Origin of the sequence: Ureibacillus sp. GCM10028918 (genome assembly GCF_042666115.1) — a bacterium.
In the GTDB taxonomy this organism is placed as follows: Bacteria; Bacillota; Bacilli; order Bacillales_A; family Planococcaceae; genus Ureibacillus.
Window position 1 is genome coordinate 19,968 of sequence record NZ_JBHTFK010000021.1, and the last position, 24,990, is coordinate 44,957.

Below are 24,990 nucleotides of genomic sequence, written 5' to 3' on the forward strand. Positions count from 1 at the left end.
CCTAATTCCCTCTCTTTTGTGTAACTGTTTTTGAGTTACCTTCCACAATGCTTCCTTTATTCCAAACTTTTTGGACTGCCTTTACTTTCATTTCACGTGTTAGCTTCTTATAGTCCTTTTCTTCTTTGTACGAAAGCAATGTCATTACTTCACCATCTGCACCGGCACGACCAGTTCGACCCGAACGATGTGTATACTGTTCAATCGTACGTGGCACATCCACGTGGATTACATGCGTTAACCCTTCAATATCTAATCCACGCGCAGCGATATCCGTTGCAATTAGAATACGAGCTTCCCCTTTTCTAAATGCATCCAACGCCTTTTTACGCTCTTCTTTTTTCATATCCGAATGAAGGGTTACGACCTTTGCATCACGGTATTTTAATTTTGTTTCTTTCATAAGCACCTGGTCGATATTATTTACAAAAGCTAATCCGTGCAGCTCTTCGATATTGGCAAGTCGACGAAGCATATCCGTTTTATCACGCTCATCCACCTTGATATATGAATGTTCAACCTGACCTACTTGAACCATGTCTTCAGGCTTAATCTCGATCAGAATTGGTTCAAACATTAAACGGCTTGCGACTAGTTTGATTTCTTCAGTAATCGTTGCAGAAACTACCACCACTTGTCTTCCGAAAGCAGCCTCTTCGATGAATGATTTTACAGTTACACGGTATTCACGGCTAAGCAATTGGTCGCATTCATCTAAAACGACGATTTGAATTTCTTTAAGTTTTAACTTATTTGCTCTTGCTAGTTCGTTTAAACGTCCTGGTGTACCAACAACGATTGTTGGTTTTTTCTTAAGTTTTTCAATTTGACGAGCCGAGTTAGCCCCACCGATCAGTTGTTGTACTGTTATGTCTGTACCAGCTGTCCATTCACGAATAACCTCTACAATTTGCATTGCCAACTCTTGTGAAGGTGCTACAATTAGTGCCTGTGTTTGTTTTTTGCTACCATCTACTTTATTTAATATTGGTAGTACATATGCCAAAGTTTTACCTGATCCAGTCGGAGATTCTGCCACAATGTCTTTCCCGTCGAGCATGGCTGGAATCATTTCGTCCTGAACCTTCATCGTTGTTTCATAACTCCATTTGTTTTGTAATGTTTCATTTAATAAATTAATTACAGACATGTTTAGTTTACCTACCTTTAGTTACTTGCGTATAGTGTACCATATATTGATTAGTTTACTCGATTTTGGAACGTTTTTTCTATCCTGCGTGCAGGAATTTGAACGCTTTAGGACACAATTCTTTTTGTCTTTCACCCTGTTGTGAAGGATATTTATCTTGGGTTCTACTTTCAAAATGTTCTTCATCCCGATTATGAAAGACATTTAACTTTAGTTTTACTTACAAAATATACTTTATCCTGTTAATGAAAGACATTTTTCTTCGGTTTCATTTTCGCAATGTTCTTCATATAGCTTATGAAAGACATTTAACTTTAGTTTTACTTTCAAAATGTCCTTCATCCTGTTTATGAAAGACATTTTTCTTCGGTTTCATTTTCGCAATGTTCTTCATATAGCTTATGAAAGACATTTAACTTTAGTTTTACTTTCAAAATGTCCTTCATCCTGTTTATGAAAGACATTTTTCTTCGGTTTCATTTTCGCAATGTTCTTCATATAGCTTATGAAAGACATTTAACTTTAGTTTTACTTTCAAAATGTCCTTCATCCTGTTTATGAAAGACATTTCCCATCCGTATCAAGATCGAAACGTTCTTCATCGTGCTTATGAAAGACATTTCTCATCCGTATCAGAATCAAAATGTCCTTCATCACATGTTTTTTTATTATAAAGCTGCGAAAAAAAACCCGCCTAAAAAAGGCAGGCTTAGATTTTCACCGGCGCATTGAGTTCGTAGCCGCATGCAATGATTGCACTTTCGGCTAGTACCATCAGTGAATCAATATAACGATGATCTAATTTTAAATCTTTATTTACAATGGAAAGCTCCGTACAGCCTAAAATAATTTTGTCACAACCGAGTTGAAGCATGGCTTGCTCAATTACATTCCATTGATGTACGGCAACTTCTTTTCCAGCCTTTACGTAATCATAGATAATTGACATGACTTGGTGCTGAATTACCATATCCGGAATAATCGGTTCAATATCTTGCTCCAGCAACGCTTGTTGGTAAACGCCAGAAGCAAGAGTTCCATCTGTTGCTAAAATTCCAACACGTTTTGCACCAATAGAAGCAGCCCTTTTTGCAGTTTCGCGAATCATATGCAGTACTGGAACTGGAGAAGCTGATTGCAATTCTTCATAAAAAGTATGTGCTGTATTACATGGAATACAAATCAACTCCGCCCCGGCATTTGCTAATTTTGCTGCATCTTTTATTAAGTACGGGACAGGGTTTTCCTTTGTTTGGTCCAGAATATACGCTGTCCGATCTGGAATCGAAGTATCGTTATCTATGATAGTATGCACATGCTCCTGATCTTTGGCGGCACTCGTTCGGCGGACAATCATTTCGCCGATAAACATCGTTGCTAACGGACCGACACCACCGATAATACCTAATGTTTTTCTCATTCTTCCAAACCTTTTTTATTAAAATATTTTTTATACTTACGATAGTAGTTTAAATTGTTCAAGGTTATTTTAACCCAACGTTTTAAATTCATGTCCTCTTTATAGAATAAAGAGTTTGTCCATTTCCCTTGGCGGATTAAGCTTTTTGCTTCAATTTTCATTTTCTCGTTGGAAGCATATTTAAATAAAACACCTTTTGGAATAATCATCCACAAGTGCTTATTATTCGCATATGTCAACTCTTGTTTAATGTTCAACATATGATCATCCGCTACGTATTTCATTAAGTTATAACCAGCTGCAGTTACGAAATAACTAGAACGGCCGTTACGAAGATTAATTTCAAATAACTTGTATTCGCCATCACGTGCATCGTACTTCATATCGAAGTTGGCAAAACCTGTGTAGCCAATATCCTCCAAGAAATGACGGACTTTATCCATCAGCTTTTCATCATGTGTTGTAATGATTGCCGCGTAACTACCAATTCCATCTGGTGAATGCTCTTCCAGAATTGGATTGCCTAGACACATTAATTTCACTTTGCCGTCTTTGCCCACATAGGCATTCAGAACACGCATATAAGAATCATCACCTGGGATAAATTCCTGAACAATCATTGTATCTTGATAACTAGAAGCGTAGATTGCCTTAAGGATAGCGGTTTTCTCAGCTTCATCATGCGCTACAAATACTTTCTTTTTGCCAGGGAAGCTACATGCCCAGTAAGCAACCGAGTTAGATGCCTTCAAGATAATTGGATACTCGAAAGGTGGTGTGAATTCTTCATAGTTTTCTGCTGTAACGGTTGTTGTGCCGGGATATTTGAAGTTATACTTTTCACACATTTTATAGAAGTTTTCCTTTAATAGAATTTGATCCATTAAAGATTCATCGATATATGGAACTGTAAAGTATTTTTCAAGTTCTTGTTTATTTTTGATAATCAGCTTTGCATAATCATCACCGCATGCCAAAAGCAAAAGTTTCTTATCCGAATATTGTTTTGCGATTTTTTCAAGCGCAGGAACAAAAACGTCCTGCTGGTTTAGATTTGCGATTTCTTTGAAGTGCAAGATTCGGCTATCTTGCGTCGCCGTTAAATGGGAACGACCCAGTATAAGCGGTTTTAAGCCGTATGCTTCATAAAATGCACGTGCCATGCCATACGCGTTCATATCAGAACCTAATAATATCGGTAAAAATGGTTGTTCCATTATCTTTCAGCTCACTTTGGTTGTTATAGTATTTTAGAGATTAAATGTACACGAAGTACCTTCACGTACTCTAATTCATTAAAGAAATAATTATGGTAATTTTATTAGTCTAAATGATAGTTTAACACATTTTGCTAAGATGTTAATATGCTTCCGCAACTTAAAAATCTCTTCTTAATATTCCTGTAAAAAATGATAAAAACGTATTTCTAATTTAACAATGGTTCGACTCACATTAATTTATCTTGTTTACTGTTTATCCTAAATTAGATTCTAATTTAGTGTTATTATGTTGGTGTTCTAAGCAAAAAGTATTTCTACTTACATTGTAAGCTCCGATTACAATGTAAGTTAACTTTCTGTATAATTGAAAATCAGTATGTCGAAAGTATCTTTTTAGTTATCATAGTACTTCACAAATCAAATCTCATACATTCTGCCCATTTTGAGATTTTTTCTTCTTTACCATATAAATTTTACGAAAAAAAAGACTTAAAAGTTCCATTCCGAAACTTCTAAGTCTATTAAAAAACTTACTCAACCGATTCGATCAATAGTGCAATGCCTTGACCGCCGCCGATACAAAGGCTGACTATTGCGTATTTCCCGCCACGACGTTTTAATTCATAGCTGCTTGCTAATGCGATTCTTGTACCACTTGCACCAACAGGATGTCCTAATGCAATCGCCCCGCCGTTAACATTTGTAATTTCACGATTTAGACCCAGCTCTTTTTCTACTGCTAAATATTGGGCTGCGAAGGCTTCATTTACTTCAACCAAATCCATATCATCAATCGTTAAGTTGGCTTTTTGGAGTGCTTGTTTGATTGCAGGTACCGGACCAATTCCCATAATAGCAGGATCTACTCCAGCTACTCCCCATGAGACGATTCTGGCAATTGGGTTCAGATTGTTTTCTTTTACGGCCTTTTCGCTAGCAACCACTACCGAAGCAGCACCGTCATTAATGCCCGATGCATTGCCGGCAGTCACCGATCCATCTTTTTTAAATGCTGGTCGAAGTTTCGATAAACTTTCTGCATTGGTCGTTTCCTTTATGTGCTCATCTACTTCAATTGAAACTTCCCCTTTCCGTGTTTTGACCGATACAGGGACAATTTCTTCTTTAAAGTAACCCGCTTCTCGTGCCAGTGCAGCTCTTTTATGGGATAATACTGCAAACTCATCCTGTTCTTGACGGGAAATCTCATAAAGTTCAGCTAATTTTTCTGCTGTCATTCCCATCCCTGATCCCGTATATTGATCGGTTAAAGTGGCTTGCAGCATATCAACAAATTGTAGGTTCCCCAATTTTGCTCCACTAAATCGTTGTTCAAAATTCGAGTATGGGGATTGTGACATATTTTCAGCACCACCTGCCAACACGATCTGAGCTTCTTCCAGTAAAATATGTTGAGCTGCCGTGACAATAGATTGCAATCCAGAACCACATAATCGATTTAGCGTTAATGCAGGCACTTCCTTTGGAACACCGGCTTTCAATCCAATATGGCGTGCTAAATAAGCTGCATTTATATTACTCGCAATCACTCCGCCGTAAACAACATGATCCACTTGTTCAGGCCGTACATTCCCTCTTTTTAGTGCTTCAATCGCTGTTTGTGTACCGAGTTCTACTGCATCTACAGCGGCAAAAGATCCTCCAAAGGCTGTAAAAGCAGTTCGAGCCCCCTCTACTATATAAACATTTTCCATTTTTACTCCCCTTTATATTAGCTTTATGCTATTTCACTTGTCTTAGGTCGCAACGTATGTTTTAGCACCTTTCCAGATGCATTACGTGGCAGCTCCTTCAAAAATTCCACTTCCATAGGAACCTTATATTTTGCTAACTGCGTTCGACAGTATGTCAACACTTCTTCAGCACTCATAGTTTGTTCTCCTTTTACTACCACAAAAGCTTTCGGCACTTCTCCATAAACTTCATGTGGAATTCCCACAACTGCAGCCTCCAACACTTGCGGGATTCTATATAATACTTCCTCTACTTCTATTGGATAAATATTTTCGCCACCCCGAATAATTAAATCTTTCTTCCGATCAACGATATATAAAAATCCTTCTTCATCAAAACGACCTAAATCACCTGAATACAACCACCCACCTTGAATAGTCCTCGATGTTTCTTCAGGATTTCGGAGATAGCCCTTCATCACTTGAGGTCCCTTTACACAAATTTCTCCAACTTCACCCAAAGGTACTTCCTCCCCAAAAGCATCCACTAGTTTGATTTCTGTACGTGGCAAGGGTCTGCCTACTGACCCGATTTTCGTTAATGCGTCCTGATCTGTTAAGGAAGAAGCAGCAGGTGAATTCTCAGTTTGTCCGTAGCAATTTTGAACTTTTACTTCTGGGAACGTTTCCTTCAAACGTTTTACTAATTCGTATGGCATTGGTGATGCACCATAAACGAACAGTCTCAGACTCTCAAAGTTAGTACTTTGCAGCTCAGGTATATTTAGTAGAAGAGTGTACATCGCTGGAACTCCAAAGAAAATAGTTGCCTTTGTATTGACTAATTTTTTTAGTGTACGCTCCGGCGAGAATGCTTCTTCTATAATAATTGACCCACCCCGGTACATTGTTGGCACTGCAAATACATGACTTCCAGCACAGTGGAAGAGAGGCGTACAAATATACATGCGGTCCTTATTTGTCATTTTCATAGATTCAGACCAAATTTCAGCCGTCTCGTAAACGTTTCTATGGGATAACTGCACCCCTTTTGGTTTTCCTGTCGTACCTGAAGTATACATGACTACTGCAGTATCATTAGGAACTAATGCGACTGGGTGTATTTCATTTGTATCCGCTTTTAAAATCTCGCGAATTTTTGCCACATTGATCTTTTCTGTAAAGCTATGAGTAGAATTAGCAATTGTTTGTTCAATTTTTTCATCAAGGAATAGCAGCTTCGCCTCTGAATGAGAGAATATATATTCCACTTCAGGTGGGGCAAGCTTAGTGTTTACCGGCATGATTGTAAGTCCTGCCAATTGTACGCCATAGTAGACAGCCATAAACAAATCGGAGTTCAGCATAAATTGCGCAACTATATCCCCTTTTTGATATCCTTGCTGCTGTAGATACCCGGCAATTTTTTGGGCATTCCTATAAAGCTCGCGATATGTCCACTCATTCTCTTCAAAAGCAATAGCCAGTGCGTCAGGTGTACTCGTTGCATGCTGCTCCAAAACATTTAATATAAACATAGTCATCCCCCTTGTTTTTTGTGAACAAACTAGAACCCTACTCTAAAATCTCTTTGGCAATAATTCCCTTCATGATTTCTGTTGTCCCTGCGTAAATCGCGGCTACAGGAATATCCCTGAAACGTCTCGCAATCTCGTATTCTTCCATATAGCCATATCCTCCATGGAGCTGCAGACAATCCGCAGCAACCCGTTTAGCCATTTCACTAATCCACCATTTAGCCATTGATACTTCCTTTACGATTCCTTGACCGGCCATATGCTTTACTACCAGATTGTTTATATAATTACGGCCGATATCAATTTCAGTGGCCATCTCCGCTAATTTAAATTGTGTGTTTTGGAAGTCTGCAATGGTTTGATTAAATGCTTTTCTAGTTTTCGCATACTCCTTTGTAATACGGAACATTTCTTCGGCTTCAATCTGAACCTCGATTGCGACCAGCAACCGTTCTTGCTGCAATTTTTCCATTAAATAATAAAAGCCTTTCCCTTCTTCTCCTAGCAGATTCGAGACTGGCACTTTTGCGTCTTCAAAGATGAGTTCACCTGTATCTGAGGAATGCATCCCAATTTTATTTAGCTTCTTTCCTCTCTTAAAACCTGGTGTCCCATTCTCAACTACAATTAAACTAATTCCTCTATGAGCAGGATTTGCTGCTGGATCTGTTTTACAAACTACTACAACATAATCGGCTTTGATGCCATTGGTAATGAAGGTTTTCTCCCCGTTTAAAATATAGTACTCTCCTTCTTTACGCGCTGTAGTTCGAATACCTGCTAAATCTGACCCGGCTCCTGGCTCCGTCATCGCGATGGCTGATATATACTCGCCACTAACACTTTTTGGCAGCCACTTCTTTTTTTGTTCTTCAGTTCCGTACTCCTCGATATACGGGACAACAATATCAGAATGCAGAACAATTCCACTCGCTGGTCCAGCACCAACACGTTCTAATTCTTCTCCTAGAATCATAGAGTAACCAAAATCAAGACCTAACCCACCGTAAGACTCGTTTACCATAGGACATAGAAATCCGTTTTCTCCTAACTTCCTCCAAAATGACCTTGGCACTTCCCTATGTAATTCCCATTCATCAAAGAAAGGATACGCATCTTTTTCTAACATTTTGCGTAATGCCACTCGGAACATTTCGTGCTCTTCCGTAAAGATATCCCCTAACATAGAAATCCCCCATTCAGAACTTAGAATTTTCTGAAAATATAACTAAATTTTAACAATCACCAATTAACTTTTCAACAAATTGCCGGTGAAATAGTTGTGTTTTTGTAGAATATTTTTACTTAATAGAGCAAATCGATAATTTTACCAACAAAAAAACTATCCAAGTTTCAATCACTTGAATAGCTCTATTATATTTGGCGTTAGCCTAATTATGTCTTTTTTCATCAGGGGATTCTTTCCTGAATACTTCTGTAATCAGTTCGTCATCCTCTGCTTTCACGCGCTTATTTAACTCTTCTACCGGAATCGCATCGACTGTTTGCATATCCTCATGCAAATCAAACAAACTAATATTATCTGAGTCCACCATATCTGGTTTTTCCTTGGCAGGTAAATCTGCAAATTCTTTTTTCGATTCTAGAAATGCATCTTGATCTTTATTCATCGTTCACATACTCCTTTCCTTTAGTATGTGAACCTACTTTTAAATTATTCTTTAAGATTGATTCACTTAAAGCTGTATGTTAAACGCCTTTACGACAATTCCATCATCTAAGGGAACAAAATCAAGCTCTGGTACCCGTTTAAATCCTAAACCTGTATATAATTTCACTGCTGTTTCCATAAAATCTGCTGTATGTAATCCCATTGATGTATATCCCTTATTGATAGAGCGTTCAAAACATACCTGAACTAAAGCTTTTGCTATACCTTTTCCCCTAGCTTTTTTTGAAACAGCCAGCATTCTTAATTCCGGATGGTTTAATTGACCCTCTACAAGGCCTTTATAAACTTCTATTTCAGGAGAAAACAACGCAACTGTCCCAACAATTTCACCACCAAATTCCGCTACAATCCTTTCAATGCCTTCTTGTGTTTCTTCATCAGAAAGGATGGATTGTTTTAATGCTTCCCAATGTGCTTTTGGAATTTTTTCCGCGTGCTCTTCATAAGAAAGTAAACGTAACTCTTTAATTTGTTGAAATTCTTCCTTTTGTGCATCCCTGATTATCATTTTATTCCCCTTTTTCCTCTAACCAATAAAGGCTCGTTCTTTATTCACCTTTCCTTTATATTAATATGTAAATTTTCTGATTTCAATTTATTATGTAAAAAATTGGTGACCAATTAAATTTTAATGGTCACCTGTGTGCATTAATTTAAAGGATGAATTTGTCTTTTAACTTCTTCTTCTTCTGTATCACTATACACTTTTGTATTTTTTCCGCCTGTTTTCGCAAGGTTTTCCATTACTTCTTTATAAGACAAACCCGATGCTGCATTTTTTCTTTTTACTTCATCAATATTTGTTCCACTAACCGTGTAATTTTGATTTTGCATAGCTCTGCTCCTTTTAATGAATACTAACAAGAAATTTCTTTATATGAATAAAAACGCCCCTAAAAAGAGGCGCTTCTACTTAGCTAATTAAAATTTATTCTTCCCTTGTTCAGCTTGCTGGTTTTGTCGTTTTACTTCTGCAATGTCTGTACCAGCCACTGTTTTACCTGCTGAAGATTGTTGAGAAGAACCATTAAAAGGACCTGATTCCTGTGCAATTTCTTCTCTCACTTTTTGGATGTCGGTACCTGACGCCGTTTTCCCGCCAAATGATTGAGATGCTTGATTTGAAGAGAATGACTTACCAAAAGGAGCTGATTCCTGTGCAATCTCTTCTCTCACTTTTTGGATGTCGGTACCTGACGCTGTTTTCCCGCCAAATGATTGAGATGCTTGATTTGAAGAGAATGACTTACCAAAAGGAGCTGATTCTTGTGCAATTTCTTCTCTCACTTTTTGGATGTCAGTACCTGACGCTGTTTTCCCGCCAAATGATTGAGATGCTTGATTTGAAGAGAAAGAACTACCAAAAGGAGCTGATTCCTGTGCAATCTCTTCTCTCACTTTCTGGATGTCAGTACCTGACGCTGTTTTCCCAAAAGATTGAGATGCTTGATTTGAAGAGAAAGAACTACCAAAAGGAGCTGATTCCTGTGCGATCTCTTCTCTTACTTTCTGGATGTCTGTACCTGATGCTGTTTTCCCGCCAAAAGACTGGGGGGCTTGATTTGAAGAGAATGACTTACCAAAAGGACCAGCTTCTTGTGCGATTTCTTCGCGCACTTTTTGTGGATCAGTTCCAAATGATTGTGCACCCGAAAATCCTTGTGCATTTTGGCGCTTTACTTCCTCAATATCTGTACCTGTTTGTGTAAAACGTTTACCATTACCATTATTATTGTTTTGCATGTCAAAAACACCTCCAAAAATGTTATGCCTTTATCATGTCAAAATAACGTTGGTATTATGAGTACAATAATTTTATTTCCTTTGTATAATTTCAATTTTTTTGTTTTTCCTTTATTGTTATAGATGTTTTACTACACTAAAATAAAGATTAATCAATTTCCACGTTTGAAGGTGAACTTATGAGATATGCTTTTTTAGGGGATTTACACTCAAGTATTGAAGATACAAAAGCTGTTTTGCAACATATCCAAGAAGTAGCTCCTGATGCCCTGCTAATTGGTTTAGGGGATCTTTATGAATGCAAGATCGGGAAGAAAAAAGCTTTAACGGTTTCTAATGTCCCATTAAAAGCTGCTGCAATCATAAATGAGGAATTTGAAAAATTGTTAACTTTCCCATCCATCCGTGGTAATCAAGAAGAGCGGATAACAAGTGTTACAGGAATTGGACGATTTTCAGCACTACCAGAAAAGTTGGTGATTGGAGAAGCGACATTGATACATGGTCATCAAATTGAGTGGGATCGGCAATGGATGCCAATAAATTCCTCGACCCTGGGAGTCGGTACCTCGCTTGTCTTTTTTGGTCATAGTCACAGAAGTGGCCTTTATCTAGAAAATAAGAAAATACGTGATCCAATCCATTTTGGTAAAGAAATTAAATTACAAATGAATAATTATTGGATTAATGTTGGTTCTGTCGTGGACAATAGGGAATGGTGCTTATATGATAGCAATCATCGTTCAATCCGTTTTATGAAAATATCCGTTTAAAGAAAGAAGCAGGTTCTAACTAAGGCCTGTTTCTTTTAATTACTACTGGTCACCGTTCATTTTTTGTACAACCCTTTCATAAAATAGTGCATGTCCGATTTGTGAGGGGTTTTGCATGCTATTTATAAAGAGAGGCTTCGCTATTGTTGTAGGTAGTATTTTCTTATCCTTGGGTATCAATGTATTTTTAACACCTTATGAAATTTTAGATGGTGGCATTATTGGACTTTCATTAATCATCTATTATTTGTTCAATCTAAAAATTGGTCTTATGATTATAGTCTTGAGCATTCCAATCTTTGTCCTTGCATGGTTTAAATATAAACCGTATTTCTTTAATAGTTTACATGGGTTACTTATTTCTTCATTAGTGATAGATCTGTTTAGACCCTTGCGTTCTTTACTAATAATCGACCCCATAATCAGTTCAGTCATAGGTGGTATTTTTGTTGGGATTGGCATCGGACTTATGCTGCGGTTTGAAACAAGTACTGGCGGGACGGATTTATTAGCTCAGTTTATCTCTGACAAAACACGGATTAATGTAGGTATTGTGATATTTGCCATTGACGCGGCTGTTGTTTGTTTAGGTGGAATATTTATTTCTCCCAATACATTGCTTTTATCTATCATTACGATTCTTTGTGTAGGCATAACCACAAGCGCTCTAACCAAGCGACATACATAGGGAAAAATGCTGGCATGTTAATAAAAAAAACATGTGCAATATAGTGAAAAAAATAAAGCCGCCCAATAGTTTAAGGCGGCAATAGCTTATGTTAATTTTTCTGCACTTTTCTTTTTCAAGAAGGATAGTTTGGTTTCCGCAATCAGTATAGCGCAAAGAATCAAAATCGCCCCGATGATCATTCTGATTGTTAACACTTCGCTTAATAGGAATACGGAAAATGTCATCCCCCAGAAGGATTCCGTCGACAGAATAATGGCTGTTTTTGTTTCATTTGTAAACTTTTGTGCAATAGTTTGGAATAGATAGGCTAGCGTTGTAGAGAATATGGCCAAATATAAAATGGATGACACAGCTTCCGTTTCAAATGAAAAGTTCATCTCTCCTTTGAAAAGAACCACTATCCAAGAGAAAGCAGCTGCAAAAAACATTTGTATGATGGTTAACGTTATTGGATCTTCGTTCTTTACATATTTAGCTGTATAAAAAATTTGGTAGGCAAATGCAACAGCACATGCAAGTGTTAAAAGATCTCCAATATTAATATTTGCAGAAAATTGAAGGGATAAAAAACCAATTCCTACGATAGCTAAAATAGCTCCAGTTAATTCATATTTATTGATTCCCCTTTTATAAGCGAAGAATGCAATAAATGGAACAATGACTACATTAACAGCAGTTAAGAAGGCATTTTTGGAAGGAGTTGTATATTGTAAGCCAACTGTTTGCAGCACAAAGGCTAAGTACAGGAAAAATCCCAATACCAATCCCTTCATAATTATTTCTCTATTTAAGACCTTAAGTTTTTTATAAAAAATGACACTTAAAACAAGAAATCCAATCAAAAACCTTCCTGCTAAAACTTGATAGGGAGTATAGTGTTCTAGAGCAATGCTACTGACAACAAAACCACTTCCCCAAATAATTGCTGTAATACACAACATAATTTCTCCCATATACTTTCGCATTATTTCCTCCGGATTATGTATAAATTCTTTATATAATTGTATCATTATACATTGATTGAAAGATAGAAGAATCCAATATTAGCATGTATTTGGTCCAAATTATAGAAAACTAATAATCCAAATCACTTGAAACCCATTCATAATTTCAGCGCACTTTATATATACCTCTCATAAACTAAAAGGAACAAATACTCGGAACGGAGCTGAACTTAATGCTTCATACTGTAAAAAGGGGAGAAACACTTTTTCAAATTTCCGTTGACTATCGAACACCACTTTCTGCAATCATTCGCGCAAATCCATCCATCAATCCGAATGTCATTAATACTGGACAATTGATTGAAATACCTGGCTTTCCTGATCCCAATACTCTTCCTTATAGGATTGAAGTTTCAATTAATGGACGTTGGTTGAAGCTGTTTCACAATGGAGTACTTCAAAAGCAGTACCCTATAGCTGTTGGAAGAGTACTTTATGATACACCTGTTGGCAGTTATATAATCATTAATAAAGCGCCAAATCCTGGAGGTCCTTTTGGAACGATGTGGATGAGTTTATCAAAACAAAGTTACGGCATTCATGGTACAAATAATCCAAGTTCTATTGGGAAGGCTGTGTCGAGAGGCTGCATTCGCATGTATAACAATGATGTTGAAGAATTATCAAGAATAGTCCCAATCGGTACGCAGGTAAATATCCATCTATAACATGAAAGGTGCAATACACATTTCATGGGGCAGACCGCAATCTTGAGAGGCTGGGTGCTGAAGGTAGATGTAAATTAACTTTTCAAAAGTTATCTACACAGAAGGATTAGATTTTTTGTATTGTCCCAGCCTCATTAAATGTGCATCCTCATTTCCTAATACAAATCTTAAAAGTCTTTATTCATTTTCGTTTCTGCCTCAACAATTGCACGATCTATATGTTTCTTAGAATCTACTAATACTTTTCCGTGACCAACAGCAAGGATTTCAGGATCCAATTGCTGTATTTTTTTAGCACTATCAAGGGATACTTCTTTATTCCATGTAGCAAAAGCAGGAAAAGGAAACAAGGGCACCAACTGTCCACAAACCGCAATTTTTCGTTGGGTTTGAAAAGCGTCTCCTACTATGATTGCCTTATTATTTTTATCTAGTAAAGAGATAGATCCAGGTGTATGGCCAGGTGTTTCAACAACTTCAAGCAATCCAACTTGATCTCCTTCTTTTAATAAGCGATCGGGAACTATCTCTAGATTATTTGGCACACCACCTTTAATAGGAGTTTGTGGTTCGTGTTCGTCCAAAGTTTTATCTCCTCGCAGCAATCGGCTATCACGCTTAGAAATAGAGACACAAGCTTCGGGATATTCCTTCTTCAACTTTATTAACGAACCGACATGATCCCCATGCGCATGCGTTAAAACGATATTTGTCAGCGGTTTTTCCAATTTATTCAACAAATTTACAATGCCTTTAAAACTTGCAGGCATACCTGCATCTATTAAAATCAGTTCATGCTGTTCTTCGATTATATAACAGTTTACCGGAAAAAAATTTGGCCACAGCGTCAACTGGTACATGTTATTAAACTTTGAAACTCTCAATATGATCCCCCTTTAATTCATCTTTTTTCATATACATTCTTTATTATATAAAAAGGGGTTACAAATAATTGTAAATTATTTGTAACCCCCGCTCTATATAATTTGAACCTCCTGGATTTTACGTTCATGCTCATGTCTTTTTATAATAACGCTAATTTTTTGATACCACTTTGTACATTCCTTAAAGATGTCTTTGTATTCATCCAGTTCTTTTGGAATTTCTTGTTCATTATCTAAAAAGACATATTCAACAATGGGATCTGCTAGATCATCCACTACAATTTTAAGGATTAATTTTTTAACTTCCTTTGCTTTTTCCTTCTTCTCGGTTGATTCTTCCAGTTCATTTACATGTACATCCACCTTTGCTCCCCCATCAATTAAGGACCAACCGTGTACGCCACCTTTTGAAGTAAGGGCAACATTATTCCCGTCCTCGATAATAGCTATTTCATAGAGTTCCTCAAAATCGTATTCTTTTTTATCAAAGTCCTCATCTATCTCTTCTCTCTCTAGTATTCTTAATGTATTGGAGTTTTCATCAAGCATTAATGCACTTAAATAATCAGAGGCTATAATATAGCGAGTATGAGGGTGCTGTTCAACTTTTTGTATCGTTTCATTTAGTAATGCTTCACTTCGTTTTTTCACATCTTTGTTCAACTCATAGAGCCACCAAGCACCTAATCCTATTGCAACGACTAAATAGAGAATACTTCCCGTTTTAAATGCTAAAAAAAGATAGACGACTTCTAATAATAATAAAAATAATTGGAACAACCTACTCACCCCTTTTAGAAATTTTTTCTATCAGTTATAAAATAGTATTCAAGAACATCTCTTTTCATTCTCTTTTTTAGTAGATTTTAAGATAATTTTCTATAATTGAAAAAGACTAATCCAATATCATTCTGGATTAGCCTGCTTTCAACCGTGTTATACGACAATAATTTTTTCCTTGAGATTTTTTTTCACCATCTCAATGATTGTTTCATACTTCACCGGTTTACTGATGTAATATCCTTGAATCAATTCACATTGATAATCTGTTAACAACTCAAATTGTTCCTTATATTCGACCCCTTCTGCAACAACTTGTAAGCCAATATTATGGGATAACGTAATAATAGTCTCAACAATCTTACTATCCTTTTCAGATTGGAGCATTTTATCAATAAAACTTTTATCGATCTTCACATGATCTATTGGTAAACTATTTAAATAATTTAAAGAAGAATAGCCGGTACCAAAATCATCAAGATGCAATGAAATGCCTTTTGCTTTTAACTCATAGAGCTTACTAATATTCTGATCGAATGATTCCATTAACGATGTCTCAGTTATTTCTAAATCAATCCATTCCGGCTTAACTCCGGTTTGCACTATGATGTCTTTGACATTCTGCACAAAATCCTGTTGTATAATATGCAGTGCAGAAACATTAACAGATATATGCAATGGAACTTTCATTTCATTATTGATTTTTTGGATGGAAAGACACGCTTCTCTTAAGACCCATTTATCGATCTCTATTATTTGCCCTGTTATTTCAGCGGTTTGTATAATTTGAAAAATATTAAATTTCGATAAAGCAGTAGATTTACTTCTTAATAATGCTTCAACGTTTGTAATTCTATCTTGTTTTATATTAAAAAGTGGCTGAAATACAAGTTCGAAATTATTCTCTTTCAAACATTCACGTATGCCAAGTTCAATTTCTACTTTTTCATCGACTTCTTTTTTTATATCTTCATCAAAAATTTTATAGCCATTTTTTCCACTGCCTTTCACTTGATACATGGCCATATCCGCAAATTGCAGTAACTCTTCTGTTGAATCTGCATGAGTTGGATATAAAGCAACACCCATACTAGCCGTTACATTCATTTGTTTTGCATCAACTATTAAAGGTTCGTCAAAAGTATGAACAATTTCTTTAGCGATGGCTTCAATTTCATTTTCAGATTGCAAATCATGGAAAAATAATATAAATTCATCCCCGCTTATACGGGCAACATTTTTATTCCCAGCAGTGATTGAACTTAGTCTATTTGCAACCTCGATAATTAGCTTATCACCAACAGAATGACCCAATGAATCGTTCACTGTCTTAAAATTATCTAGATCTAAAAAAACAATTGCTTTTAATGATTCTCCCTGATGATTAGCGATTGATTCTTTTAATAGCTGTAACAAACTTCTTCTATTTAACACGCCTGTTAGTGGATCATAGGAAGCTAAATGCAAGATTTTTTCTTCACTTGCTTTTAGCTCTTCATATTTACTTCTTAATTGTTCTTCGGTTTTCTTTATCTCATTATAAGTAAGATTTAATTCTCTATCACGTTTCTTAATCGCATGGATCATACTATTAAATCCTTTTGATAGTTGATAGACTTCCAAATACTCTTTTTCTTTTGCATACACGTCATAGTTTCCTAGTTCTACATAGGACATTAGGGTACCCAGATTTTTTAGAGGTTTAATCCCTCTTAGAAGAACTAGATACGCCATGCTGCTAAATAATAGCAAAGTGACTATTCCCGTTACTACTATTGGATATAAACTTTTAATTAAATGATCTTGAAGTTCCTTTTCACTAATCGCAGTCAGGATACTCATGCCATTTTGATCGATTGTCTTTGTATGTATTAGATATTTTTGGCCATCAATACTATAGGGCACTTGTTCTTCGAATGATCGCTCAAGCAATGCCTCATGACCTTTTTCAATGATAGATTCACCAATTAAATAATTGTCTCGGTTTGCCAATATCGTACCATTACTGCTAATCAACATGACTAAACCTTTTTCACCAATTTCGGATTGACTGATGATGTTGCTAATATCATTAATACTAAATTGAATAGCTGCTACACCATCTTGTCCATTATGCTTAATTGGAATTGATGCAGAGATAATAATCTCTTGTGTAAGATAATCTAAATAAGGCTCCGTCCATGTAACCTCGTTTCGATTCTGCGAGTTTTTATACCACTCTTGTTCAACCACTGTATAGCTTTCTGGAAGCAGTTTTCTTGAACTAAAATAATATTGACCATCTTCAAGCCCTAAATAGATAGAGCTATTTGAAGGGGTTAATCTCTCATAAAATTGTAGAGTTTTAAAGACAGCAATGGATTCTTTTTCTAACTCTTCACTTAAACTAGCTAAAATATTCTGTATATTTAAAAACTGGACAGTAAAATTATTTGAAGTTTGTTCTAATACTGATTCAGATTCATTGATATACTGATCTTTTAGACTTTTTGAAATTCTAGTATAAGATAAAAAAACAAATAAAACGGTTGTAATCAATGATACAGCGATTATCGATATTAATGCCCAGAACCTTATTCCTCTACGCCTCAAGAGGCTCACTCACCTTCTCATATGTTTCTCATTCTCTGTTTAAGAAATATTCAACCATATAATCTTTCCCTAAAATTGTTGCTATATTTCTAATAGAATTATAATCCTTACTTTCTACCATTACATACTTTTCCAATGCACTATCTAATTGTTTTAATTCATTAGGAATTTCAAGGTGAATTTTCAACATTGCATCGGTAAACTTATGTTGCAAGTCTTCATCTAATTCACTATTGGCAACATAAGGTGAACTTGGTATATCTTCCGATTTCCATATGATATCAAAATTTTTTTCCTCAATTTTTCCCTTTTCGATTAAATCATTATATTGAATACTGCTAATTGCCCCTGCATCCACTACTTTATTTTTTATATCTTCAGGAACTTGCCCGTGTGATCCTGAATAGTGAATCTTATTAAAATATTGCTCCATATCTACACTCCTGCTTTTAAATAGGGCGAATGGGAGCACAAATCCCGATGTAGAACCTTCATCAACAAAAGCAAAATTTTGATCCTCTAATTCATCGATTGATGTAATGTTCGAGTCTCTACTCGATAGTATTAATGATTGATAAAATATTCCTGTGCCTTTTCTTTGTTCAACAATTAAAGGTGTTAATTCCATTTCACTTTCAGCCGCTATGTATGAAAATGCTCCATAGTAACCAATATCTATATTTCCAATTTTCATCTCTTCCACTAATTCCACATAACTTTCCATTACGACAAATTCTACCGGAAGATTTAACTTATCCTGCAAATACATTTGAATTGGCTTATACTCTTCTAACATTTCTTCTTTGGTTTTTAACGGAATCATGCCAATTTTTAGAGTATCGCCCTCCCCTTTACAGCTTGCTAATAGTACAGAAATTATTAAAAATAAAAAGATTTTTCTCAACATATACCTGCTCCTCGATATGTCTCCTATATAACAATTCATAATCGTAACTATCATACTATAGTATTGTAAATTTACTGTAAATTCTTTAGCGAAGTAATAGCGCTCGTATGACTGACTTGTAAGTAAAATGATTCTCTATCGACTTTCCGTATAGTTCAACATCGTTCTACCTATACTGATATTCAAATGTTGTGAAAAGAGGGGTCAATTTGTCTGATAGAAAAAGTACACTTTCTATTTTTGCTTTAGGTGGTATTAATGAAATCGGCAAAAATATGTATGTCATTGAATATGGCAACGATTTAGTTATCGTTGACTGTGGTGCAAAATTTGCAGATGAGTCGCTGCTCGGAATTAATTTAATCATTCCAGATGTTTCTTACTTACAGGAAAACAAACATAAAATCCGCGGACTAGTTGTGACGCATGGTCATGAAGATCATATCGGCGGGATACCTTACTTTCTGAAAAAATTAAATATCCCGATCTATGCAACAAGATTTACACTTGGTTTAATCGAATTAAAGCTAAGAGAACACAAAATCCTACGAGAATCTACTTTAATCGAAATAAACTCAGAATCTAAATTAGATTTAGGTCAGATGAAAGCTAGTTTCTTCAGAACAAGTCATAGTATTCCGGACTGTCTGGGAATTCTATTCGATACCCCTGAAGGAAAAGTTGTTCATACGGGGGACTTTAAATTTGATCTTACTCCTGTAAATGACCAATACTCCGATATTCATAAAATGGCGAAGATTGGTGAAGAAGGCGTCCTTGCTCTAATTTCTGAAAGTACCAATGCTGAACGACCAGGCTTAACACCTTCGGAAAGCAAGGTTGGTTCACATATTGAGGAAGCCTTTTTAAACGCGACTGGAAAAATTATTATTTCTACATTTGCTTCCAACGTTAACCGTGTGCAGCAAATCGTCCATGCAACCATTAAAACAAACCGTAAATTAGCCTTATTAGGTCGTAGTATGGTAAACGTTATAAAAGTTGCGAGGGAGCGTGGCTATGTTGAAATTCCTGATTGGATGCTAATTGATTCACGGGATGTGAAACAATACCCTCCAGAGCGTGTTGTTGTTTTATGTACCGGTAGCCAAGGCGAGCCCTTAGCAGCTCTATCCAAATTATCAACAAACAATAATCGAGATGTCCGAGTATTACCTGATGATACAGTAATTTTTGCCTCTTCCCCTATTCCAGGCAATGAAAAAGGAGTTTCGAAAATTGTTGATAACCTGTTCCAATTAGGGGCAAAGGTTATTTACGGTTCTTCCAGCATTACTGGTATGCATGTTTCGGGGCATGGTTATCAAGAAGATTTAAAGCTAATGCTTACACTAATGAAGCCGAAATACTTCATTCCAATCCATGGTGAATATCGCATGCTTCACATACATCGTTTACTAGCGGAAGCAGTTGGTGTTGAACGAAATAATACCTTTATTATTCGAAATGGCGATGTGGTGGATATTGCAGATGGCGAAGCTCGCCAAACTAGAAAAGTAACAGCAGGAGATACTTATGTAGACAATGTTGGAGATGATGAAATTGTTGAAATTGTACTCCGTGACCGCAAACATCTTTCAGAAGAAGGGATGCTGGTATTGGTCGTCACGATTAATAAAGAAGATGGTAAACGAATCTCAGATCCCGATTGCATTTCTCGAGGCTTTGTTTATGCAAGAGATTCGGAAGAGTTGCTGCAGGGCATCAACGAGGTCGTAAAAAGAACTGTAGATCCATTTAAAGATCCTAATATCATGGGTATGAAGAGGGCTATAAAAAAAGAAGTGGGTATTTACTTATTTGAAAAAACTAAGAAAAAACCAATGATCCTCCCTATTATTATTGCGATTTAATAGAAAGGCGAATTGTTACATGTGTATCAAGTAACAATTCGCCTTATTTTAATTATATATTTATATCATTATGTGTAGAGTAATGAGGAGGATTTGGATTTGGGATTTGACCAAGAGGTTTTGGATTTTCCAAGTACATAAAGTCTCCTGTACCATCAGGAGCGGACCCTTTAGCCCAAAGTCCCGCTGCAGATTGTGTTCCCGCTGATAAATCCCAGAATTCGTATGCATGTGGCTGAGCTTCCATTTCCGCTTCAGGTGGGAAAGAGCCAGGTACAGCAACACCATTCTTCTCTTCAAGTTCAGCAATAGCTGCCATCCATTGATATTGGTGATAGCGATCACGCGCTAACATATTACGAAATACACTTCGAACCCCTTCGTCTGTTGTCATTTCATATACACGTGCTACTTGTAGACGCCCTTGGGATTCAGCATTTAGATTGGCACGAAAATCAGCCAGTAAATTTCCACTTGCGGCGATGTAACCTGAATTCCATGGCACACCATTCGAATCTCTTGGTGTCGCTCCTAAACCACTTACAATAAGATGTTGTGGATTTGTACCACCTATGATTGCAGCTGTCATTGGGTCTTTGGCCGCTTCGATTTGTTCTGCCGGAGAAACTCCATCCAGTAATTGGCTAATAAGATTACATAGCATTTCCACATGACCAATTTCTTCAGTTCCAATATCCATTAGCATATCCTTGTACTTTTCTTCCCCGCGACAGTTAAATCCTTGGAACAGATATTGCATCATTACACTCATTTCACCAAATTGTCCACCTAGTAATTCTTGAATTTGTCTTGCCAATACTGCGTCTGGACGTTCCACCTTCACTTCAAATTGCAGTTCTTTTTGATGTCGAAACATTGGTAACCTCCTAAAAGCTATTTTTACTTCGACAAATTCCATGCGAAGTTAACTATCAATAACACCAAAGTTCGATCTCTAAACATAAAAAATTATTCTCTATTTAGGCATACTTCTATTATAAGTAGGGAATTATATTATCGGTTATTTCTAAATTTATCAATCGTTAGGGATAAATCCAAATTAATCCGATTAGTGAATAGAAAGGATGATCGTAATGGAAAAAGACCCTTCAAAGCAAGAAAAGTACCAAACTAACTACGAAGATGATGCAACATTAACGAACCGACAAGGCCATCCAATCACAAATAATCAACATATTCGCACAGCAGGAAATCGAGGACCTGCTACACTGGAAAATTATGACTTTATTGAAAAAATCAGTCACTTCGATCGTGAAAAAGTACCTGAAAGAATTGTACATGCCCGTGGTGCTGGCGCCCATGGATACTTTGAAGCATACGGTACTGTAGGCGATGACCCTGCTTCCAAATATACGAGAGCAAAATTGTTCCAAGAAAAGGGAAAACAAACTCCTGTATTCGTTCGTTTTTCATCTGTAGTGCATGGATTGCACTCCCCTGAAACTTTACGTGATCCTCGCGGGTTTGCTGTAAAGTTTTATACGGAAGACGGGAACTGGGATTTAGTTGGAAACAATCTAAAAATCTTCTTCATCCGTGATGCCATGAAGTTCCCGGATATGATTCACGCTTTCCGTCCGGACCCTGTTACGAATATCCAAGATTCTCGCCGCTTCTTTGATTTCTGTGCAAATTCACCTGAATCCTTCCATATGGTGACTTTCGTTTATTCACCGTGGGGAATTCCTGCAAACTATCGCATGATGCAAGGTTCTGGCGTTAACACTTATAAATGGGTCAATCAGGAAGGAAAAGCTGTTCTTGTAAAGTACCACTGGGAACCTAAGCAGGGAATTAAAAACTTAACCGTGAAAGAAGCCCAAGAAATTCAAGGTAAAAATTTCAACCATGCAACTCAAGATTTATATGAAGCAATTGAAAAAGGCGATTATCCTGAATGGGAGCTATTGGTTCAAATTATGGAGGATGGCCCCCACCCTGAGCTTGACTTTGACCCACTAGATGACACAAAGCTATGGCCTAATGATCAATTCCCATGGCTACCAGTTGGACGAATGGTGTTAGATAAGAATCCCGAAAATTATTTTAACGAAGTAGAACAAGCAGCTTTCGGTACTGGCGTACTTGTTGATGGATTAGATTTTTCTGATGACAAGATGTTACAAGGGCGCACTTTCTCCTATTCGGATACACAACGTTACCGTGTAGGTGCAAACTATCTACAATTACCAATCAATGCTGCGAAAAAACGTGTTGCAACAAATCAAGAAGGTGGACAGTTACGTTACTATAACGACAAAGCCCCTGGCCAAAATCCTCATATTAACTACGAGCCTTCTAGTATGGGTGGTTTAAAAGAAGCGGAACAAGCTGGTGTAGAGCATACGCCTAAAGTTGAAGGGAACTTAGTCCGTGAATCCATTGACCGTAACGATAATACGAAACAAGCTGGAGAAACATACCGCAACTTCGAACAATGGGAGAAGGACGAGCTAATCAATAATTTAGTAAATGATCTAGTTTTTTGCCCTAAAGACATCCAAGATAAAATGATTGTTCTCGCAGAACAGGCTGATGAAGAATATGGCCGCCGCTTACGTGAAGGCATTGCTGAAAAAACGGAATCGATGATAAAAGAAGACCCAAAATTCAGCCCACGTCCACTTGGTGCTAAAAATGCTGCTCAAGCAGTGGATGATGCAGTTCAAAAAGGACATGAAGCTGATCCATATTAATGCAAAAAACAAAAACGCAAAAGTTCTGACAGCCCCGCGTCGACGAAAACACGAGGGGCTTGGCTGTTTGCGCTAGTTCTAGAAGAACTATTTCAGAAAGTTATCCACACAGCAAAATTTTATAATTTCAATTTAAAAAGCCCGTGAATTTGTTCACGGGCTTTTTCGTATTTATTAAAACAACTTCCCATTATAACGCTTTTCTGTAATTTCGTTTCCCATCGTACGTATAGAGCACTGGTTTGTTTTCTACATATGTTTCAATATGAACCGGGCGTCCCCATAGTTGGTAGATATAAGGCAATACATGTTCTAAGTAATGCGGATCTAACTCCATTCCCTCGAAACCATGTTTTAAATATAACTCACCATTTCGTAAGTAGTCCCCGTTATCTACAAAAATATATGGGAATCCGCCATTTACTCTCATGGAAACTAGCTGGTCTCGTACATTTAGATAATCCTTGTCAGAAATCTTATAATCTGTGCCCTTCTTTTCGAATAAATACATATCCTCTTGCTTTACTAGCTCTTTTGTTAAGTAATTTCGGATAAAGGAAATATCGGATTCAATTTCTCGAACTTCAAAGATCTTTTCCCTTCCTGTACCTGGTTTTACGCCCATTTTAATCATATCTTCTGTTGGATTATCGTAGCGTTTTTCAATATCTTCAAAGATTTTCAACCCTAGATAGTATGGATTAATGGATGTCTTGGATGGCTGAACAACACCCGCATTTAATTTTGCATACTCGATTGTTTCATCTGTCGTTAAGTTTAGTTCTCTCATAATGCGTTGGTGCCAATAAGATGCCCAGCCTTCATTCATAATTTTAGTTTCTAACTGTGGCCAGAAATACAGCATTTCTTCTCGCATCATTGTTAAAATATCGCGCTGCCACTCTTCAAGCTCTCGACTGTGCATCTCTATGAAAAGAAGTAGATCCTTTTCCGGATTTGATGGGAATTTTTTCTTCTTATATCGAACCTGCGATTTTGGCTCCTCTTTTTTATCTAAAGCCCATAAATCATCATAAGGTGATTTTGCAACTGTGATTTCAACCTCTTCAGGCTCGTCAGCATATTGAACTAAATTAGGTCTAACAATAGAAGGATCGATATGTTCTTGAATGGCTAAAATCGCATCTAAAAATTGTTCAACTTCATCTTTTCCATAAAGCCGCTCATAGCTTGCAATTCGGTCTGCAGTTGCGGTCATGCTTTCAACCATATCACGTCTTGTATTTGAGAAACGAACATTATTTTTGAAAAAATCACAGTGTGCTAACACATGCGCAATAATCAATTTATTTTGAGTCAGCGTATTCGTATCCAATAAAAATGCATAACATGGATTTGAGTTAATAACTAATTCATAGATTTGACTTAGACCTAAATCATATTGCAGCTTCATTTTATGAAATTGTTTTCCAAAGCTCCAATGCGAAAAACGTGTTGGCATTCCATATGCACCTATTGTATAGATAATTTCTGCTGGACATATTTCATAATGCATTGGAAAGAAATCTAAGCCAAAACCTATGGCAATGTCCGTGATATCGTCTATTGCTTTGTGAAGCTCTTTTTCCACCTTATCTCCCCCAATAGAAAAACACGATTTTCACTTAAAAGTGAATATCGA

22 protein-coding genes are annotated in these 24,990 nt (G+C 36.7%); 5 read left to right on the forward strand and 17 right to left on the reverse strand.

The window, feature by feature from the left end:
- Position 1: 1 nt before the first annotated feature.
- From ACFQU5_RS15290 to ACFQU5_RS15335, 10 genes are all read right to left on the reverse strand, one after another.
- Entirely contained in the window at positions 2-1,150 is a 1,149-nt protein-coding gene (locus tag ACFQU5_RS15290; RefSeq protein WP_390289542.1) for a DEAD/DEAH box helicase, read from the reverse strand.
- Positions 1,151-1,859: 709 nt separating this feature from the next.
- Entirely contained in the window at positions 1,860-2,570 is a 711-nt protein-coding gene (gene cuyB / locus ACFQU5_RS15295; RefSeq protein ID WP_390289544.1) for a cysteate racemase, read from the reverse strand.
- Entirely contained in the window at positions 2,567-3,787 is a 1,221-nt protein-coding gene (locus ACFQU5_RS15300) for a carboxylate--amine ligase (RefSeq protein WP_390289547.1), read from the reverse strand. The genes cuyB and ACFQU5_RS15300 overlap by 4 nt, the downstream gene beginning before the upstream one ends.
- A gap of 533 nt (positions 3,788-4,320) precedes the next feature.
- Positions 4,321-5,505, reverse strand: coding sequence for an acetyl-CoA C-acetyltransferase (locus ACFQU5_RS15305; RefSeq protein WP_390289551.1), 1,185 nt, complete (start codon positions 5,503-5,505; stop codon positions 4,321-4,323).
- A gap of 23 nt (positions 5,506-5,528) precedes the next feature.
- On the reverse strand, positions 5,529-7,028 hold the full coding sequence (locus ACFQU5_RS15310; RefSeq protein WP_390289554.1) for a class I adenylate-forming enzyme family protein: 1,500 nt from the start codon (positions 7,026-7,028) through the stop codon (positions 5,529-5,531).
- A 31-nt stretch (positions 7,029-7,059) separates the two neighbouring features.
- Positions 7,060-8,208: an acyl-CoA dehydrogenase family protein gene (locus ACFQU5_RS15315; protein WP_390289557.1), complete on the reverse strand. Its 1,149-nt coding sequence runs from the start codon at positions 8,206-8,208 to the stop codon at positions 7,060-7,062.
- A 205-nt stretch (positions 8,209-8,413) separates the two neighbouring features.
- Complete coding sequence (locus ACFQU5_RS15320; RefSeq protein ID WP_390289560.1) at positions 8,414-8,653, reverse strand: hypothetical protein; 240 nt, start codon at positions 8,651-8,653, stop codon at positions 8,414-8,416.
- A gap of 66 nt (positions 8,654-8,719) precedes the next feature.
- Complete coding sequence (locus ACFQU5_RS15325) at positions 8,720-9,223, reverse strand: GNAT family N-acetyltransferase (RefSeq protein WP_390289563.1); 504 nt, start codon at positions 9,221-9,223, stop codon at positions 8,720-8,722.
- A gap of 140 nt (positions 9,224-9,363) precedes the next feature.
- On the reverse strand, positions 9,364-9,549 hold the full coding sequence (locus ACFQU5_RS15330) for a gamma-type small acid-soluble spore protein (protein WP_390289566.1): 186 nt from the start codon (positions 9,547-9,549) through the stop codon (positions 9,364-9,366).
- Between the two features lie 87 nt (positions 9,550-9,636).
- Positions 9,637-10,458, reverse strand: a complete 822-nt coding sequence (locus tag ACFQU5_RS15335) for a hypothetical protein (RefSeq protein ID WP_390289569.1) — start codon at positions 10,456-10,458, stop codon at positions 9,637-9,639.
- Between the two features lie 179 nt (positions 10,459-10,637).
- Between ACFQU5_RS15335 and ACFQU5_RS15340 the strand changes: the two genes are divergently transcribed.
- Positions 10,638-11,231, forward strand: a complete 594-nt coding sequence (locus ACFQU5_RS15340; RefSeq protein WP_390289571.1) for a metallophosphoesterase family protein — start codon at positions 10,638-10,640, stop codon at positions 11,229-11,231.
- Between the two features lie 115 nt (positions 11,232-11,346).
- Entirely contained in the window at positions 11,347-11,919 is a 573-nt protein-coding gene (locus tag ACFQU5_RS15345) for a YitT family protein (protein ID WP_390289575.1), read from the forward strand.
- 86 nt (positions 11,920-12,005) lie between these two features.
- Here ACFQU5_RS15345 and ACFQU5_RS15350 read toward each other — a convergent pair whose 3' ends face one another.
- A complete protein-coding gene (locus tag ACFQU5_RS15350) occupies positions 12,006-12,887 on the reverse strand; it encodes a DMT family transporter (RefSeq protein WP_390289578.1) in 882 nt (293 codons plus the stop codon).
- Positions 12,888-13,099: 212 nt separating this feature from the next.
- Between ACFQU5_RS15350 and ACFQU5_RS15355 the strand changes: the two genes are divergently transcribed.
- Positions 13,100-13,594, forward strand: a complete 495-nt coding sequence (locus ACFQU5_RS15355) for a L,D-transpeptidase family protein (protein WP_390289581.1) — start codon at positions 13,100-13,102, stop codon at positions 13,592-13,594.
- Positions 13,595-13,761: 167 nt separating this feature from the next.
- Here the strand turns inward: ACFQU5_RS15355 and ACFQU5_RS15360 are convergent, their stop codons facing one another.
- From ACFQU5_RS15360 to ACFQU5_RS15375, 4 genes are all read right to left on the reverse strand, one after another.
- On the reverse strand, positions 13,762-14,478 hold the full coding sequence (locus ACFQU5_RS15360; RefSeq protein ID WP_390289585.1) for an MBL fold metallo-hydrolase: 717 nt from the start codon (positions 14,476-14,478) through the stop codon (positions 13,762-13,764).
- Positions 14,479-14,571: 93 nt separating this feature from the next.
- Positions 14,572-15,258 carry a hypothetical protein gene (locus ACFQU5_RS15365; RefSeq protein WP_390289588.1) on the reverse strand — a complete coding sequence of 229 codons (687 nt, stop codon included), beginning with the start codon at positions 15,256-15,258 and terminating at the stop codon, positions 14,572-14,574.
- Positions 15,259-15,414: 156 nt separating this feature from the next.
- On the reverse strand, positions 15,415-17,850 hold the full coding sequence (locus ACFQU5_RS15370; protein WP_390289591.1) for a bifunctional diguanylate cyclase/phosphodiesterase: 2,436 nt from the start codon (positions 17,848-17,850) through the stop codon (positions 15,415-15,417).
- Positions 17,851-17,878: 28 nt separating this feature from the next.
- On the reverse strand, positions 17,879-18,757 hold the full coding sequence (locus tag ACFQU5_RS15375; RefSeq protein WP_390289593.1) for a phosphate/phosphite/phosphonate ABC transporter substrate-binding protein: 879 nt from the start codon (positions 18,755-18,757) through the stop codon (positions 17,879-17,881).
- Positions 18,758-18,966: 209 nt separating this feature from the next.
- Here ACFQU5_RS15375 and ACFQU5_RS15380 point away from each other — a divergent pair, with 209 nt between their 5' ends.
- Positions 18,967-20,631 carry a ribonuclease J gene (locus ACFQU5_RS15380; RefSeq protein WP_390289596.1) on the forward strand — a complete coding sequence of 555 codons (1,665 nt, stop codon included), beginning with the start codon at positions 18,967-18,969 and terminating at the stop codon, positions 20,629-20,631.
- Between the two features lie 52 nt (positions 20,632-20,683).
- On the opposite strand, the gene ACFQU5_RS15385 is transcribed toward ACFQU5_RS15380, so the two are convergent.
- On the reverse strand, positions 20,684-21,508 hold the full coding sequence (locus tag ACFQU5_RS15385) for a manganese catalase (protein WP_390289599.1): 825 nt from the start codon (positions 21,506-21,508) through the stop codon (positions 20,684-20,686).
- A gap of 217 nt (positions 21,509-21,725) precedes the next feature.
- Here ACFQU5_RS15385 and ACFQU5_RS15390 point away from each other — a divergent pair, with 217 nt between their 5' ends.
- Positions 21,726-23,348 carry a catalase gene (locus tag ACFQU5_RS15390; protein WP_390289602.1) on the forward strand — a complete coding sequence of 541 codons (1,623 nt, stop codon included), beginning with the start codon at positions 21,726-21,728 and terminating at the stop codon, positions 23,346-23,348.
- A 190-nt stretch (positions 23,349-23,538) separates the two neighbouring features.
- Here ACFQU5_RS15390 and ACFQU5_RS15395 read toward each other — a convergent pair whose 3' ends face one another.
- Positions 23,539-24,939, reverse strand: a complete 1,401-nt coding sequence (locus ACFQU5_RS15395) for a SpoVR family protein (RefSeq protein WP_390289605.1) — start codon at positions 24,937-24,939, stop codon at positions 23,539-23,541.
- Positions 24,940-24,990 lie beyond the last annotated feature (51 nt).